The organism is Stutzerimonas azotifigens (assembly GCF_013522725.1).
GTDB lineage: Bacteria > Pseudomonadota > Gammaproteobacteria > Pseudomonadales > Pseudomonadaceae > Stutzerimonas > Stutzerimonas azotifigens_A.
In genome coordinates this window covers 136,236-151,139 of sequence record NZ_JAAMRF010000005.1, presented here as the reverse complement: position 1 = coordinate 151,139, position 14,904 = coordinate 136,236, and the positions used below count along the sequence as shown (strand labels likewise).

The 14,904-nt window shown below is 60.2% G+C and carries 16 protein-coding genes; 6 read left to right on the top strand and 10 right to left on the bottom strand.

Features of this window, described 5'->3' with window-relative positions:
- The first annotated feature begins 90 nt into the window (after positions 1–90).
- The 3 genes from G7026_RS11500 to G7026_RS11490 all read left to right on the top strand — a co-directional run bounded on the left by G7026_RS11500 (position 91) and on the right by G7026_RS11490 (position 3,589).
- Positions 91–786, top strand: coding sequence for a response regulator (locus tag G7026_RS11500; protein WP_034008185.1), 696 nt, complete (start codon positions 91–93; stop codon positions 784–786).
- Positions 783–2,111, top strand: a complete 1,329-nt coding sequence (locus G7026_RS11495) for a sensor histidine kinase (protein WP_034008186.1) — start codon at positions 783–785, stop codon at positions 2,109–2,111. The genes G7026_RS11500 and G7026_RS11495 overlap by 4 nt, the downstream gene beginning before the upstream one ends.
- Positions 2,112–2,200: 89 nt before the next feature.
- A complete protein-coding gene (locus G7026_RS11490; protein ID WP_028238031.1) occupies positions 2,201–3,589 on the top strand; it encodes an MBL fold metallo-hydrolase in 1,389 nt (462 codons plus the stop codon).
- Positions 3,590–3,644: 55 nt separating this feature from the next.
- On the opposite strand, the gene G7026_RS11485 is transcribed toward G7026_RS11490, so the two are convergent.
- Genes G7026_RS11485 through G7026_RS11470 form a run of 4 tightly spaced genes read right to left on the bottom strand, consistent with a single transcriptional unit; the run spans position 3,645 to position 5,680 of the window.
- Positions 3,645–4,427 (bottom strand): sulfite exporter TauE/SafE family protein, encoded by a 783-nt coding sequence (locus G7026_RS11485; protein WP_028238032.1) that lies wholly within the window; start codon positions 4,425–4,427, stop codon positions 3,645–3,647.
- A gap of 51 nt (positions 4,428–4,478) precedes the next feature.
- Complete coding sequence (locus tag G7026_RS11480; protein ID WP_028238033.1) at positions 4,479–4,904, bottom strand: YeeE/YedE family protein; 426 nt, start codon at positions 4,902–4,904, stop codon at positions 4,479–4,481.
- Positions 4,905–4,913: 9 nt separating this feature from the next.
- Complete coding sequence (locus G7026_RS11475) at positions 4,914–5,345, bottom strand: YeeE/YedE family protein (protein ID WP_028238034.1); 432 nt, start codon at positions 5,343–5,345, stop codon at positions 4,914–4,916.
- Positions 5,342–5,680 carry an ArsR/SmtB family transcription factor gene (locus G7026_RS11470; protein ID WP_028238035.1) on the bottom strand — a complete coding sequence of 113 codons (339 nt, stop codon included), beginning with the start codon at positions 5,678–5,680 and terminating at the stop codon, positions 5,342–5,344. Before G7026_RS11470 ends, G7026_RS11475 begins: the two co-directional genes overlap by 4 nt.
- 188 nt (positions 5,681–5,868) lie before the next feature.
- Between G7026_RS11470 and G7026_RS11465 the strand changes: the two genes are divergently transcribed.
- Together G7026_RS11465 and G7026_RS11460 are read left to right on the top strand one after the other, a co-directional pair.
- Positions 5,869–6,303 (top strand): hypothetical protein, encoded by a 435-nt coding sequence (locus G7026_RS11465; protein ID WP_021207410.1) that lies wholly within the window; start codon positions 5,869–5,871, stop codon positions 6,301–6,303.
- Between the two features lie 11 nt (positions 6,304–6,314).
- On the top strand, positions 6,315–7,064 hold the full coding sequence (locus G7026_RS11460; RefSeq protein ID WP_028238036.1) for an MBL fold metallo-hydrolase: 750 nt from the start codon (positions 6,315–6,317) through the stop codon (positions 7,062–7,064).
- 656 nt (positions 7,065–7,720) lie between these two features.
- On the opposite strand, the gene G7026_RS11455 is transcribed toward G7026_RS11460, so the two are convergent.
- Positions 7,721–9,151, bottom strand: coding sequence for an IS1182-like element ISPmo1 family transposase (locus tag G7026_RS11455; protein ID WP_168423114.1), 1,431 nt, complete (start codon positions 9,149–9,151; stop codon positions 7,721–7,723).
- 132 nt (positions 9,152–9,283) lie between these two features.
- On the opposite strand from G7026_RS11455, the gene G7026_RS11450 reads away from it, so the two are divergent.
- A complete protein-coding gene (locus tag G7026_RS11450) occupies positions 9,284–9,496 on the top strand; it encodes a hypothetical protein (RefSeq protein ID WP_181070889.1) in 213 nt (70 codons plus the stop codon).
- 185 nt (positions 9,497–9,681) lie between these two features.
- Here G7026_RS11450 and G7026_RS11445 read toward each other — a convergent pair whose 3' ends face one another.
- The 5 genes from G7026_RS11445 to qatB all read right to left on the bottom strand — a co-directional run bounded on the left by G7026_RS11445 (position 9,682) and on the right by qatB (position 14,903).
- Positions 9,682–10,329 (bottom strand): Eco29kI family restriction endonuclease, encoded by a 648-nt coding sequence (locus tag G7026_RS11445; protein WP_181070888.1) that lies wholly within the window; start codon positions 10,327–10,329, stop codon positions 9,682–9,684.
- A complete protein-coding gene (locus G7026_RS11440; RefSeq protein ID WP_308811788.1) occupies positions 10,329–11,609 on the bottom strand; it encodes a DNA cytosine methyltransferase in 1,281 nt (426 codons plus the stop codon). Before G7026_RS11440 ends, G7026_RS11445 begins: the two co-directional genes overlap by 1 nt.
- A gap of 293 nt (positions 11,610–11,902) precedes the next feature.
- Positions 11,903–12,670: a Qat anti-phage system TatD family nuclease QatD gene (gene qatD, locus G7026_RS11435; RefSeq protein ID WP_181070887.1), complete on the bottom strand. Its 768-nt coding sequence runs from the start codon at positions 12,668–12,670 to the stop codon at positions 11,903–11,905.
- Positions 12,667–14,043 carry a Qat anti-phage system QueC-like protein QatC gene (gene qatC, locus G7026_RS11430; protein ID WP_181070886.1) on the bottom strand — a complete coding sequence of 459 codons (1,377 nt, stop codon included), beginning with the start codon at positions 14,041–14,043 and terminating at the stop codon, positions 12,667–12,669. The genes qatD and qatC overlap by 4 nt, the downstream gene beginning before the upstream one ends.
- On the bottom strand, positions 14,040–14,903 hold the full coding sequence (gene qatB / locus G7026_RS22740; protein WP_308811787.1) for a Qat anti-phage system associated protein QatB: 864 nt from the start codon (positions 14,901–14,903) through the stop codon (positions 14,040–14,042). The genes qatC and qatB overlap by 4 nt, the downstream gene beginning before the upstream one ends.
- Position 14,904 lies beyond the last annotated feature (1 nt).

Here is a 14,904-nt window from a genome sequence, read left to right as displayed (position 1 = left end):
TTGAGGCACGAGCAACTCGGCGTACCATCTGCTAACGCGCCGTTAATCCAGGCGGACGATACTGACTGCTGCCTATCAAGCGATTCCCACATGCACGTACTGCTGACAGAAGACAACGCACTGATCGCCAGTGGCATCGTCGCCGGGCTCGAAGCCCAGGGCTTCAGCGTGGCCCATGCCGCTACGGCCGGGCAGGCCGACTCGCTGCTGCGCACAGCCAGCTTCGACCTGATGATTCTCGATCTGGGTCTGCCTGACGAAGACGGCCTGCGCTTTCTGCAGCGCCTGCGCCGCCGCGGCCTCGAGCTGCCTGTGCTGATCCTGACCGCCCGGGATGCGGTAACCGAGCGGGTCTCCGGGCTTCAGGCGGGCGCTGACGACTACCTCGTCAAACCCTTCGACCTGCGTGAGCTCGCCGCCCGCCTGCATGCCCTGCTGCGCCGCGCTGCCGGTCGGGCGACACAGATGATCGAACACGGCCCGCTGAGCTACGATCCCGCCGCCTGTGCGGCGTTCATGGCAGGCGAACCCGTGGACCTGTCGCGCCGTGAACAGGCGCTGCTCCAGGCGCTACTGCAGAATCCCGGCCGCGTGCTATCGGCCGAGCAGCTCAAGGACGCCGTGTACGGACTGGGCGATGACGTTGAAAGCAACGCCCTGAATGTCCATATCCACCATCTCAGGCGCAAGCTGGGTAACGGCATCGTCGAAACCGTCAGGGGGATCGGTTATCGCCTGGGCCCTGCCGGCCATGCGTCGGCTCCCACCGAGGCACCCGACCCATGAGCTTGCGCCTGCGCCTGACCCTCACCCTTGGCTCGGCCTTCGTGCTGCTTTGGGCGCTGGCCGCGACCTGGATGCTCTTCGATGTTCGCAATCAATTGATGCAGTCCCTCGATCAGCGCCTTGCTGCGTCGGCGCGGATGGTCGCGGGTCTGCTGGTGCAATTGCCGCAACCGCAACTGGGCGAAGGCACCCGTCTGAGCGCCGAACAACTGGGCATCGAGAACGGCCTGGCCTGCCAGATCAGCTCTCTACGGGGTGAAATCCTGGCGCGCAGCCATGCGACGCCAGACAGTGCCCTCGACGCTCAGCGCACCGGATTTCACGACCAGATGATCGGCGATACCGCCTGGCGTAGCTTCACCTTCATCCAGAACGGCATGCGCATCACCACGGCCGATCGCCTTGACGAGCGCAGCGCACTCCAGCGTTCGGTGCTCCTGGCCGCGGCGCTGCCGGTTTTCGTCGCGTTGCTGGGCAGCCTGATCGTGTTGTGGATCGGAATCGGCAACGGCCTAGCGCCGCTCAGACGAATCCGCACGGCCCTGGCGCAACGCAGCGCCGACTCGGTGGAGCCGTTGCACATCGAGCGGCTGCCGCGAGAGCTGACGCCCCTGGTCGAAACCCAGAACCAGCTGTTCGCGCGGATCGCGCACATGCTCGAACGCGAACGCCGGCTGACCGATGACGCCGCCCATGAACTGCGCAGCCCGCTGACCGCCATCAAGACCCACCTGCAGGTGGCGGCCATGACCGAGGGCGATACCGCGAAACGGGCATTGGCCCAGGCCGAGGTCGGCACGGATCGTCTGCACCGGATCCTCGAACAGCTGCTCATGCTGGCGCGAGTGGAAGGCCGCGTGTCCTTTGATGACGGGCTCAGTTGCACGGCGCTCGAAGTCGCGCAACTGGCGATCGCTGACGCCAGCCAGCAGCCTGGGCCGCACATCGAGCTGTGCGGGGCGCAAGAGGTCTCCCTTCGCCCACTGGCGATGCCGCCCACCCTGGCGGTCGCGGCATTGCGCAACCTGCTCGACAATGCCCGCCGCCATACCCAGGACGGCACGACCATCCGCTTGACGATCTCCCAGCTGGATGAAAGCCGGGTTCGCTTCAGCGTGCAGGATCACGGCTCGGCCATCCCGCCGGAAATGCTCGAGCGTCTGACGGAGCGCTTCTGGCGCAGCGGCGAAGGTGAAGGCAGTGGTCTGGGCCTGTCCATTGTCAAGGCGATCGCCGAGCGCTGTGCCTGCGATCTGCGTTTCGTACCGCAGGCGGATGGTCTCGTCGTCGAGCTGGTGGTCAGCCTGCAGGCTCCCGCTCCCTGATGACGGCATCTCGATAGCCTGAACGTCCAGCCACGCACACCGTCCGAATAGTTGACTGAGCAATCCGTTAACCATCGTCGGAGGTGGCAATGCTTGTTTTCGAACCTTTTTATACAGACGGCCTGGCGCAGATTTCCTATCTGATCGGCGACAGCAAGGCCGCGGTAGCCGCGGTCATCGACCCCCGCCGCGACATCGATATCTACCTGCAAATGGCCAAGGCGCGAGGCCTGCGAATCGCCTACGCCATCGAAACACATATCCATGCCGACTTCGTGTCCGGCGCCCAGGCGCTGGCGAAGCGCACCGGGGCACAGATCATCGGCGGTCGCGCGGATAACTACGAGTTCGAGCTTCGCCAGGTCAGCGGTGGCGAGACCATAGAGCTCGGGCAGGCCACGTTGCAAGTCATGCACACGCCCGGGCATACGCCAGAACACATCTCCCTGCAGCTGTTCGACGCCCAGCAGGGCGACCAGCCGATCGCGCTGTTTACCGGCGACACCCTGTTCAACCTGGACGTCGGGCGCCCCGACCTGCTGGGCGAAGGCAGTGAACGAAAACTCGCCGGCGCGCTGTACCACACACTTTTCGATCACTACCTGCCCCTTGGCGACCGGATCGAAATCTACCCCTGCCACGGCGCCGGCTCGGCCTGCGGCAAATCCATCGGCGACCGACGCCACTCCACGCTCGGCAGCGAGCGTCTCTTCAACCCCGCGTTGCGCGAGCAGCGGAGCGAGGACGAGTTTATCGATTGGCTACTGGCGGACATGCCGGAACCACCCCGTCACTACGCGCGCCTGAAACAGCTGAACGTGCGTTCGGCCGTACAGATGGAGGGCGCTTCCCTACCACCGCCACTCGCGCCGTCCGAGTTCGAGACACTGGCGGCGCGCGGCATGCAGGTCGTGGACGTCCGCTCGATCCTCGCGTTTGGCGGCGGGCACGTGCCCGGGGCGATCAACATTGCCCTGCGCAACGAGTTCGTGAACTGGGCTGGCTGGATGCTCGACGACGCTCGCCCGATCCTGCTGGTGGGCGAATCGGCCGACGATGTTCACCAGGCTGTCACCCAGCTCTACCGGATAGGCCTTGACGATATTCGCGGCTATCTACGCAACGGCATGACGGACTGGCAGAACGCGGCGCTACCGCTGAACAGGCTTCAGGAATGGACGGTTCATGAACTGAATGCACGTCGTGAAGCGCCCGATGTGCAGGTGCTGGATGTACGCAGCCCTCAAGAGGTCGCGGCGGGCCGGGTGCCTGGCGCTAGGCACATCTTCGTCGCGCACCTTGCTGACCGGCTCAACGAGCTGGATCCGGACAAGACCACCGCCACCTACTGCGGCTCCGGCTATCGCGCCTCCATCGCCGCCAGCATCCTCAAGAAGGCCGGCTTTCGTGATGTGGCCAATGTTCCGGGCTCCTGGATGGCCTGGAAGGCGGCAAACCTGCCGGTCCAGGAAGGCTAACGTCTTATCCGGTCGCGCGGCGCAGGTGTCTGGCTTGCTACCTGCGGGCGCGCGATCAGAAGGCGACTTGAAGCAACAAAGCCGACGCGGCAACAGCCGCTACCAACCCGAAGCCTCGCTGCAGCACGCGCCCGTCCAGGCGAGATGAAACCGTGCGGCCGGCAAACATCCCCAGCACCGCACCGGCCGAAAACGGCAGCGCCACTGCCCACTGAATGCCACCCGTCAGCGCGGCGGACAACACGCCGCTGACCGACACCAGGCCGATGACCGCTAACGACGTGGCGGCAATCGAACGCATCGGCAGATCACTGAAGCGACTGAGCGCCGGAACCAGCACGAACCCGCCGCCGACCCCCAGCAAGCCGGAGAGAAAACCCGCCAGGGTACCGGACGCGGCGACGGTCGCTGCACAGCGTGAGGTCCAGTGAAAACGGCCCGTCTGCGGGTTCAGCCGACAGGGCACGGCTCTCGGGTTCGAGTCATCGTTCGGCGGGCGCCTGAATGCCCTGAAGGCAACCCAGAACATCACCAGCGCAAACACCACGGCAAGCACATCGTGCTCTACCCGCGCGGCCAGCCAGACGCCGACGGGCGCGAGCAGCACACCGCAGCAGGCCATCAGGGCCGCCGCCTTGTACCGGACAATGCCGTCCCTCAAACCAATCACCGCCCCGACCCAGGCCGCGAGCCCGACCGCCATCAACCCGATGGGCGCGGCCTGATGCAGCTCGAGCCCGACCACGAAGATCAGCAACGGTACGGTGAGAATGCCGCCGCCGGCACCGGTCAGCGCCAGGACGAGGCCGACCAATAGCCCGAGCCCGACCTCAACCATCGTTGCGCTCCGGAAGCCTTAGATCTTTCGATTTACAGCGACCGCAACCTTTCACTGCGGCTTCCCTGAAAAGCGTGTCTGCATCTCGTAGAGCGCCATACCCGCCAACATGGCGAGGACAAAGATCAGCGGTTCGCTCCGACCACTCAAAAGCGTCGCGACCGCCGGACCCGGACAGTAGCCGGCCAGCCCCCATCCCGCTCCGAATGCCAGGCTGCCCAGCACAAGAGGGCGATCGATCCGGGTGGCGGTGGGCATTCGCATGACATCTCCCAGCACCGCCCGGGACCGTTTGGAGGCGAAATAGAACCCGACACTGCCGACCGCAATCGCACCGCCCATAACGAACGCGAGCGAGGGGTCCCACGGACCGGCCAGATCGAGAAAGGCGATCACTTTGGACGGATTGGCCATCCCTGACAGGATCAGGCCGAGGCCGAAAATCAGCCCCGCTACAAAGGCGCTCAGCAATTTCATGGCAACTCCTCAGCCCAGCAGGTGGCGGATGACGAACACGGTCAGAAAGCCGCTGGCCATGAAGGCGGCCGTCGCGACCAGCGAGCGCGGCGACCGTCGCGACAACCCGCAGACGCCATGCCCGCTCGTACAACCGGAGCCATACCGCGTGCCGATCCCGACCAACACACCAGCCGCGATTAGCGTCAAGGTGCTCGCCTCTACGTCGATGTCTGGTTGCTCGAACGCGGCCTGAAACAGCACCGGCGCGATCACCAGCCCGGTAATGAAGGCAACACGCCAGAGCACATCGCCTTTGCCTGGCCGCATCAAGCCGCCGATCACGCCGCTAATGCCCGCGATTCTTCCGCTCAACAGAATAAACAAGGTCGCAGCAAGACCGATCAGCGCGCCCCCGGCGAGCGAGGACCACGGTGTGAAATGTACCCAGTCAATCGTCATGTCGAGGGTTCCTCGCGTTCGGGATGCTGACAGTAAAGCCGGTAGAGCACCTGCATAACCTCCATCGCTTGTTGGCTGGCGATGCTGTAATGCACTTGCTTGCCCTCGCGTCGGGTGCTGACCAAGCCGTTATGGCGCAGCACCGTGAGCTGCTGCGACAGGGTCGGCTGCACAATGCCCGTCGCATTGGCGAGGTCACCCACGCAGTGCTCACCCTGGGTCAGCTGGCAGAGCAACAGCAGGCGGTCAGGGTTGCCGAGCACTTTCAGCAAGCCGCAGGCGTCCGCAGCACTGCGACGAAGCGTTTCGATATCGAGATCTGCCATGTGGGCCATTTTGTTCAGGTGGGTCAGGTGGATTTGACAATACGATTTATCAATATATATTTCAATAGATCGTATAGACGCTACAGCGGACGCCCGGTCGGAACTCGACGTCCCGCACTCGTCCTAAAAATATGCGGCATCGCTGTGACTTTTCACCTCGCCGCGCCCACCCCGCCGGCGCGAACCAGGAGATCAACATGTCATCGATACAGCAAAACAGTACCAATCATGACCAGGCGGACCGGGTTCGCCGCTCAACGTCCCAACCTGTGAATCAGGAAATCGATCGGCAAACGGACGAGAACATTCGTCGATTCAGCGGGATGGGACGAAGCGCAATCCTTCAGCGTATCGACGCCCTGGATCGCGAGTGGGACGTGGAGCGCGTGCTTGAGGTCAATGCCTCCTCGCTCGCGCTGTCTGGCTTGCTACTTGGCCTGACAGCAAACCGAAAGTGGTTTCTGCTGCCTGGCGTCGTGCTGCCGTTTCTTCTGCAACACGGCTTGCAGGGCTGGTGCCCGCCGCTGGCGATCTTGCGCCGGCTGGGTATCCGCACGCGGGGCGAGATCGATCAGGAAAAGTATGCACTGCTCAGTGCGCTGGAACAGGCACCGCTGAACACTCACCACTAGCCGAGACCATCATGATATTTCGCCAGCTGTTCGAGCCCGTGTCGTCCACTTATACCTACGTACTCGGGTGCGAGGACACCGGCCAGGCCGTGCTCATCGACCCGGTCATTTCCGCAACGGACCGCGACCTGGCCGAGCTGGCCAGGCTGGACCTGCAGCTGGCGTTCACCTTGGATACCCACATACATGCCGACCACATCACCGCCGCGCTGGAGCTGAAGAAGCAGACCGGCTGCCGTATCGCGGGGCCGGCTATCGACAAGTTGCCCTGCACGGATGTGGGCATCGAAGAAGGTGTCCCTTTCATCGTCGGCAGCCTGCAGTTCACACCCTTGCATACCCCCGGGCACACAGACGGGCACTTTGCCTATCTCCTCGCTGATCGCCTGTTCAGCGGTGATGCATTGCTCATCGACGGCTGCGGTAGGACTGACTTTCAGAACGGCAGCGCCGACGACCTGTTTCACAGCGTTAGAAACAAGCTGTTCACGCTGCCAGACGACACCCTGGTCTATCCCAGCCATGACTACAGCGGTCGACGAGTCTCGACCATCGCCCAGGAAAAGCAGCGCAATCCCCGACTCGGTGAAGCGATAACGTTGGAGCGCTTCCGCGACATCATGGCGGAACTGAACTTGCCCTATCCCGCGTTCATCGATCACGCCGTGCCGGGGAATCGCCAGTGCGGCGTATGCCCACCCGACCTGACGGATAATTTCCGTCGCTATTGCGAACAGGTTGAGCACAGTCCTGAGGGTTGAGCACGTCATGCCAGCCCCCTTGAGGCCCGGGGAATCCATCACCGTTCGCAGCCTCCAGGCGACGTTACCAAGCATCCATTTCGCTACGTGAGGGATTGAATATGAAGACCCCTGATCGACCCCGTTTCCGCGTGAGCGCAAACCGGCAATCGGGAAGCCGCCGCGTTCGCTATGTCGAAACTAATCATCCAGATAGCCAGAACTGCACGATTTGCCAGCTGGATGAGGAAAACCCATCGTCTATCGAGGCGTCTTCCAGCGCGCAAAACTCCGACGAGCAAAAACCTGGTGCCAAACCGGAGCTATCCGGATAGATCGTTCAAACCACCAAACCCTCGGTATCTGATGGGCGGGGCTTGGCGCTCATACCCTGCGATATGAGTTTCGGTCTCGCCGATTCGCCCATCTACCACTTCGTCAGGACAAAAAAACGAGCTCCGCTAACGCGCCCTTATCTACTTTTAGCTGAAACCTGCCCTTCGCGACAGGCCGCTTTTGGCCCAGAGTGTGTAAAAACACTTTCTTATCTTGCGTGCTTCAGCCCATTGCTCCTGGGCGTGGCGATTTCCCGATTATTTACCACGATCAGCGCCGGTAACGCTTCAGAGCGCGTATGAAGCGCTTTGGCACCTCTTGGGGCAGTAAAAGCTGGGCTTTTACGCCGCCATCGCCTTCAACAAGCCTTCGGTGCCGATGATTTTCATCACCCGCTTCAAGTTGTAGGCGAGCACATTCAAGCTCATTTCTGCGCTCACCCCATTCAGTTTTCGAGTCAGGAAGTGCGTTGCTCCCATCCATTGTTTGAGCGTCCCGAAGGGATGCTCAACAGTCCGTTTTCGAACCCGCATCATCTCCGGTGCTTGGTTCAGCCGGCGTTGCATTTCCTCCAGCACCGCTTCATGTTCCCAGCGCCTTACTCGACGATTTGTGCTTGGCGTGCACTGGGTTTTCAGCGCGCAACTCTGGCACTTTGAACTCCAGTAACAGTGCATATTCATGCCTTTCTCAACGCTGGAGAATCGCCAAATCAGTGCCTCGCCAGCCGGGCATGTATATTTGTTTTTCGTCGCGTCATAAACGAAGGCATCTTTGTTGAACCGGCCATCAGCCTTGGCGCTTGAAGTCATCGGCTTTGGCACATAAGCGGTGATGTTTGCATCGTGACAGGCGAGGATTTCTTCACCCTTGAAGTAGCCTCGGTCGGCGACTACCGACAATGTTTCTGCGCCAATGGCTTCCCTAGCTTGCTTGGCCATCGAGCTGAGTTGGTCGCGGTCAGAACCTCTGTTGGTGACCTCATGAGCAACAATCAAATGGTGCTGCGTATCGACCGCCGTCTGCACGTTGTAGCCGACGATACCGCTGCCGCGCGTCATCATCGAACGGGCATCCGGGTCGGTCAGCGAAACCTGTTTGTCAGGGGAATCGTTGAGCTGAGTTTCGATCCCTTGAAGCTCTTTCATCTGCGATTTGAGCTTGGCGATTTTATCTTCCAGGCTGGCAATGTCTGGCGCGGAGGCGCTAGGAATCTGTCGATCAGCCGCATCGAGCGCAGCCAAATAACGGCCGATGCTCGCCTCGATTTCTTCCATGCGCCGCTTCAGTTTGGCGCTGGTGAAATTGCGGTCACGGTTGTTCACTGCCTTGAATTTGCTGCCGTCGATGGCAACCAGGTTTTCGTCAAACAACCCCAACTGCTGGCAGAGCAAAACGAACTGGCGGCAGACGCCGCGAATGGCCTTGCTGTTGTCTTTTCGGAAGTTGGCGATGGTCTTGAAATCGGGCATCAAACGCCCGGTTAGCCACATGAGTTCGACGTTGCGCTGGGCTTCTCGCTCCAGACGTCGGCTCGATTGAATTCGGTTTAGGTAACCGTAGATGTAGATCTTCAGCAGGATCGCCGGGTGGTAGGCAGGTCTGCCGGTTTCGGCTGGAATGACGCCATCAAAACCTAGATTGGCCAAATCGAGTTCATCGACGAAAACGTCAACCACCCGAACCGGATTGGTATCGCTGACGTAGTCGTCGAGGCTTTCGGGAAGTAAGGTGCTTTGACCTCGGTGTTCACCCTGGATAAACCGTTTCATGGGTTTCCCTTGCGATGAAGTTCTCAGAAATCATAGCAAAGGTTTGTACGGACGTTTTTACACACTCTGGGCCGGTTAGCGACCACTGCTCTGGCTAGCCATCCTTGTCCTCCTACACGTGGAGAACTTGCCATGAACATCATCGCTACCTGCAGCCGTCAGCCCTGGAACAAAGGAAGCATGACCAGTACGATCACGAGCAACCAAACAGTAAGCGGGGCTTTTGAGGCGAGCGCTGGCACAAACATGTCTATTCGGCCGATGGCACGCATAAAGTCGTACAACGTAAGCATGCTCAGCGTCGTGCTCATAGACGCCAGCGCTACGGTGATCGCCGTCCAGTGACGAAATACCTGCTTTAAGAGTTGCTTGAAAACGACTTCAAACGTCGGTGTCGGCACGCTGGTTGGTCATGGGAAAGCTAGTCCTTGTCCGCTCGAGGCCTATGGCGATCATGAAATGTAGGCGCCCCACTCCAGGCCTTGAAGCTGCCACGGTGGGTGAATGGCACGAATCGCTATCGTTCGCGGTTACTCGCCCTCAGCCTCAATAAACTGTCCCGAGAGGCAGGCCGGTAGCACGCGGAGGTAGGTTTCGGCATCTTGGGCAATCTGTTCCTGGGTCTCAGGGCGCTCAACGAGGCGCATCGCCCACTCTCTTCCCGGGTGCAAAACGTCCCAGCGCGGACGCATGCCGGCGTGTCGGCCCTTGCCAGGGTTGTGGTTTCCGAACCCATCTATCAGCGAGTTCCAAACCGGAGTGAAGCGGGCGATGATCAGCGACTCCCCAAGAGGAATCCAGATATCGTCGACCACCAGAAAGCGGCAATAGAAGTCCTCGATATTCAAGTTCTCGGCCGCCCTGATGCTATCGGCGTGTTCCTTTAATCGCCTTGAAAGCACCTTGCCAGCCGGCACTTCCAGGTTGGCTCCCATCCGAGCTCCCGGGGGAACGGCCTTGCCCACGTAAAGCGGGAGCATAAATCTCCCGTCACGGTTGAGCCTGGCCACTTGTCCATAAGGCGCAAAATCACCCGTGTAATAGATCGCGTAGATGCCCGCGCCTTCGAACGCGGGCAGAGCGCCCAAGGGGTGGACTTCCTTCGTTAACAACGCCTCGGCAACGCTCGCGCCTAAATTCTTCTTATCCAGCGGATTGAATGGAATTACCTTTCCCATTACGCGATCGCCCTTCCCTTGCTCATGCTTGATTTTTTCAGTTTGTTCAGTTCTGCCATGGCCAGTTTTTCAGCCACGCTGGACGCGACCCGCTGAGCCAGCAGCACCGGCACGGCGTTGCCCAGCTGGCGCATCGTTTCGGTCCAACTGCCGTGAAATCTGTAGCCATCCGGAAAGGTCTGAATGCGCGCACTCTCACGAACGGTGAAATAGCGGACGCTGCCATCCCGGCGAACCAACATGTTTTCACCACCCGGAACGCCATGATCACCGGCTTTTAGTGTCTTAGCGGGGAGGTCCAGCGGGCTGCCTGTGTGACCGGGATAAACGCGGGCGCCGTCTTGGAACTGGTGATTGGGCACAGCCGCTGCCGCTGGCGATCTTGGGTCTGGCAAGTCGTGAATTGCGTCCCTGACGGTGCGCCAGGGCAGCGTCGTCAAAGGGGTTTTCGCGCGCCTAAGCTTTTCGATCCGGGCGGCGAGTTTGGTTGGCACTTTTGGCATGGATAATCCATGGCGCTCCCAATAAGTGCCCGTCACCCACTGATCATAAAGCAAGGCCTCGTAGCTGTGCGTGGGCTCTGGGAACGACCATTCCACGCCAAGGTCGTCCCTGAATCCTACCAGGAACACGCGCTCGCGCTTTTGCGGGACACCGTAGTTAGCGGCGTTGGCCAGGGTGGGTACGACGTTGTACGTCAGCCCCACTCCCTTGCTCTTGCCTGAGGTACGCTCTTCCTGCAGGCGTTTGAGGTGCGCGCTCCAGTCCTCGTCGCCGATGGGCGGCAGCTCCGGAAACTCAAGCTGAAGCTGGATGTAGTGGAAGTAATTGGCAAAGGTCGCGCGAGTAAGTCCCTTCACGTTCTCGACGATGAACGCCTTTGGCCTCAGTTGGCGTATCACCTCAACGGTGGCAGGAAACATATCCCGCTTGTCCGCCTGGGCGCTGTGCTTACCGCCGATCGAGAATGGCTGGCACGGGGGGCCGCCCGAGAGGAGCTCGATGCCCTTGGGAATGGAGCTCCAATCAAAATTGCGGACATCACCTTCGTGAAGATTCCAGCTCGCCAACAGCGGGTACCCTCGCCGCTTGTTTTCCCTCACGGTATCGCAGGCCCATTTGTCCCATTCCACCACAGCAAGGTGTTCGAAGCCCGCGATCTCGCAACCCATTGCCAGGCCACCCGCACCGGCGAACAGTTCAACTGATCTCATCGCTCCGCCCTCAAAATTTGACCCGCAAATGCGCTTGATCTTATCAAAGCGGGGCGTATTGGGCACGGCAGAATCTGGGCTCTGCTCAAAGCGAGGACGGGACGTGAACAGCCCATCCCTGCCCAATAAGGTACAAGGACGATAAAGCTGACGTGCTGCGCCTTAAGTTGGCGGGCCGTCTCGCTCCAAAAGCTTTCACTTGACTTTGATCGACTGGAAAGACCGCGTCCGGCCAAAGGTAGCCCATCAAAAGTGTCAACGAAACCAGGGACAATCAATGCAGTCGGGTGAAGCCAGCACCCCTGACGACCTGCTCGCTGACCTGAAAACCACCTTGAAAGCCATTCACACCTGATGCACTAGCTGGACACTAAATCACGCAGATTGCTGATGATCTGCGCGGTTGCTTGCTCTAGTGATTGCTCTCGAAGCATTGCCAAGGCTTGTACAGTTTTCGGAATATCTGTAGCAGGCCTGGCTGGCCTCCCTTCGCTCTGCACGAACGGGCCATCGGTCTCTGTGAGGATTCGATCAGGAGGCAGTGAGACAATTAGATTGCGATGTTTAGCTGAGGTCAGCATCTGCGAATTGATCGAAAAATAGCACCCAAGCTCTACAGCCCTCCTGGCTTCGCTGGGGGAGCCAGTGAACCAGTGGAGCACCACCGTTCCCCGGTCAGTCGGAAGCAGGCGCTCGATATAGGACAGCACCTTTCCCACACTGCGTACGCTGTGGACAGTGAGGATCTTCCCGCCCTGCTCCGAGCAAGCCTCGAGCACCCTTTTGAACACCCGCTCCTGGGCCTCAAAGCTTCGATAGAACTGGGGCCCGGCATCTAGCCCCACCTCTCCAACGTATCGAGTCTCCTCAAGCAGGTGCTCCAGAAGCGGCAGCTCCGATTCACGCTCTGCCACCAGTTGGGGATGTAACCCCAATGCCACCCGGACATGTCGAGAGGATGCCGCAAGTTCACGATTGCGCCGCCATGCTTTCGGTGTCGTGGTCACGGCCAAGGTGGCAACCTCTGCCTGATCGCACTCCAAGATAAGGTGCTCATGATCGGGATAAAGGTCGAGATGGCAGTGAAAATCCACCCACTTCGGAATCGGGCTTTTTTGCGGTTTCATAGAGGTACGGCTGTGACACCCTCGAGATAGTCGTCGACCTCCAGCAGCCCATTTCGATAGACCTGTTCGAAGTCACCTAAACGGTCAGGATGGTCGATCAACGGCCCCGGCTCATGAATTGCGAACTTGGCTCGGTGAGGCGCACGCTTGAGACGAGCGATGGCGAGCTGGAAGGAACGTACATGTTCGCCGTCAGACTTGTTAGTGTCCAGCGCTTGCGCATGCAGATCTGGGATGACATATCGGGTCTGATCGGGGCCACACCCACGGAGAATCGCTGCCCGCCTGATGATGCAGGGGACGCAGAACCCACAGTGCTTGGGTGATCGATTAGAGGGATCGGGATGGTACCTGGCCTTTCCAGGCGAGGAGCATGACATCGTCAGATGCACATAATCCGCGAGGAATACAGGGTCAGAGCACTGCTCTGCCATTTGACCTTTTGTGAGATGGCTGAACATGTTGAACAGCCTCGTGCTCAGGCCCAAACGCTCAAAGAGCTCATTCACCCGCGCCATGTAGTATGGATGCGTCGTGCGCGTGCTACATGCACCCAGGCGGCGTGGGTCTAAGGGGACGTTCAGAGAGATCAGGCCATTTTCAGGCACATGGATGGTGACCGAGTCGCCGATCGCTTCCGCAGCCATGGTCGCCAGCGCGAAGAACAAGAATGAGCGCGCTCGAAGTGTATCTTCACTACCTCCACACTCCACGAGATCGTGTGGGAACCCCACGCGGGCCTGGACGTGGTTGATCGACGTCTCGGAAAACCTCTCCTGCAGCGCTGCCCGGCAGTCGTTCTGGTAGGTGCTGGTGCTGTTGGTGTCCCAGTAATGGCTCACAAGCAATGGCTTGCCGCCGCCACTGAGTAGATCGATCGCCCCAATGAAGCTGTCCATCCCCCCTGAGAACAGGCAGACGCTGTCCGACTCATCTGTTCTCAAGCTCTCCGGAGCGGGAGATAGCTCATCGATATCTGTGGGCCGCTCGCGGAAGACCAGACGCCAGCGATCACCAGTGAGGAATTTCAATGTCGAGGCCAACATGTCGGACGTTGCTGTCCACAGTGCGGGATCTGCGACGGGGACGTAGAGGTCGATCTCTCTCGTCCAGGCGTTTTCCGACTCGGTGTCCCGTGAGATTCTGGTATCCGCCGCTGTAAGGGTCGCTGCCAAAAGTGCTAGGTCGACGGCAGTTTCTCCTGGGCTCAGACCCAGATCAGCCAGCTGCCCAATGGCTTGACCAATCCCAAACTGCAGTCGCCCAAGTCTGTTCAGAAACTGGATTTCGGTGATAACACTGCCTGGCTCCAGCAGAGCCAGATCCTGGTCATCCGTCTGGCCAAGCCGGCAAATAATGCTGTGGTGCCTCATTCCATCCCCTCCGCTGCAGTGGCGATAAGATCGAACGCCGCTTCATAGATCGCAGAGGTGACCTGATTGACCTCCTGGTCTGTGGGCGCCGGCCATTGCTCCAGCCGATTGGCGAGCTGGCCCCGTGTACAGCCCGTGATGAAGGAACTCAGCTGAGATTGGATGCGCTCAACTGCGTCCACATCATCCGGCATGGTGATTCCCCGGCCGCCCAAGTCCGCCATGATCATGCTCTCAATCGAGTTCGCTACGAAGTCGAGGAAGAAGTTCTGCCGATCAGCTTGAGTCATGTCCTCGAAGCTACCGCTGCCTGCCTCGTCCAGTTCGGCGATCGTATTCAGCGCAGCCTGGCGAGCAACACCTTCGTCAATCGCGCCGCCAGGCGGGCAAATGAACTCAAGCAGCGTGAGCAGCACCTGGGAGGCCGGTTGCCCTGGCGCCACGGTGAGCTGCAACCGCCGCAGTATTTCTGCGGCCCCGTTGCGCTGAACATCTCCGAAGATACTGAGCAACTTTGCTGCGGTAGCGCGGGATGTCCCCATGCGGCGTGCGCCTCTCGACGATCCCCCTACGCCTTTACGCACATATGAAGACAGGGCTTTCCCCAAATCGCTGGGGCTTCCAGTGCGGGCGAACCGGGTGAAGCTGCTGCGAGCCCCCCGAAGTGAGCCAGTGCCGTTATTGTTTACCGGCCCTGACGGAGCTGAGCCAGGCTGAGATGGCGTAGAGCCGGGCTGAGATGGATTAGCTTGGCCTGGCCCGTTCGGTTGGGCAGCCGGAGCGGCTGGCTGCGCCACATCATCAATCCAGGAGGGCACCAAGCCGGAGCTCGGGCCTCCATATCCTTTGGAGGTACCCATA

Excerpts from the sequence above, each read along its gene's own strand:
- G7026_RS11495 (WP_034008186.1), top strand. The coding sequence starts at position 783 with ATGAGCTTGCGCCTGCGCCTGACCCTCACCCTTGGCTCGGCCTTCGTG.
- G7026_RS11485 (WP_028238032.1), bottom strand. The coding sequence starts at position 4,427 with ATGGTTGAGGTCGGGCTCGGGCTATTGGTCGGCCTCGTCCTGGCGCTG.
- qatD (WP_181070887.1), bottom strand. The coding sequence starts at position 12,670 with ATGAAACCGCAAAAAAGCCCGATTCCGAAGTGGGTGGATTTTCACTGC.
- G7026_RS11480 (WP_028238033.1), bottom strand. The coding sequence starts at position 4,904 with ATGAAATTGCTGAGCGCCTTTGTAGCGGGGCTGATTTTCGGCCTCGGC.
- G7026_RS11445 (WP_181070888.1), bottom strand. The coding sequence starts at position 10,329 with ATGGGAAAGGTAATTCCATTCAATCCGCTGGATAAGAAGAATTTAGGC.
- G7026_RS11475 (WP_028238034.1), bottom strand. The coding sequence starts at position 5,345 with ATGACGATTGACTGGGTACATTTCACACCGTGGTCCTCGCTCGCCGGG.
- G7026_RS11500 (WP_034008185.1), top strand. The coding sequence starts at position 91 with ATGCACGTACTGCTGACAGAAGACAACGCACTGATCGCCAGTGGCATC.
- qatB (WP_308811787.1), bottom strand. The coding sequence starts at position 14,903 with ATGGGTACCTCCAAAGGATATGGAGGCCCGAGCTCCGGCTTGGTGCCC.
- G7026_RS11465 (WP_021207410.1), top strand. The coding sequence starts at position 5,869 with ATGTCATCGATACAGCAAAACAGTACCAATCATGACCAGGCGGACCGG.
- G7026_RS11490 (WP_028238031.1), top strand. The coding sequence starts at position 2,201 with ATGCTTGTTTTCGAACCTTTTTATACAGACGGCCTGGCGCAGATTTCC.
- G7026_RS11450 (WP_181070889.1), top strand. The coding sequence starts at position 9,284 with ATGAACATCATCGCTACCTGCAGCCGTCAGCCCTGGAACAAAGGAAGC.
- G7026_RS11470 (WP_028238035.1), bottom strand. The coding sequence starts at position 5,680 with ATGGCCCACATGGCAGATCTCGATATCGAAACGCTTCGTCGCAGTGCT.
- G7026_RS11460 (WP_028238036.1), top strand. The coding sequence starts at position 6,315 with ATGATATTTCGCCAGCTGTTCGAGCCCGTGTCGTCCACTTATACCTAC.
- qatC (WP_181070886.1), bottom strand. The coding sequence starts at position 14,043 with ATGAGGCACCACAGCATTATTTGCCGGCTTGGCCAGACGGATGACCAG.
- G7026_RS11455 (WP_168423114.1), bottom strand. The coding sequence starts at position 9,151 with ATGAAACGGTTTATCCAGGGTGAACACCGAGGTCAAAGCACCTTACTT.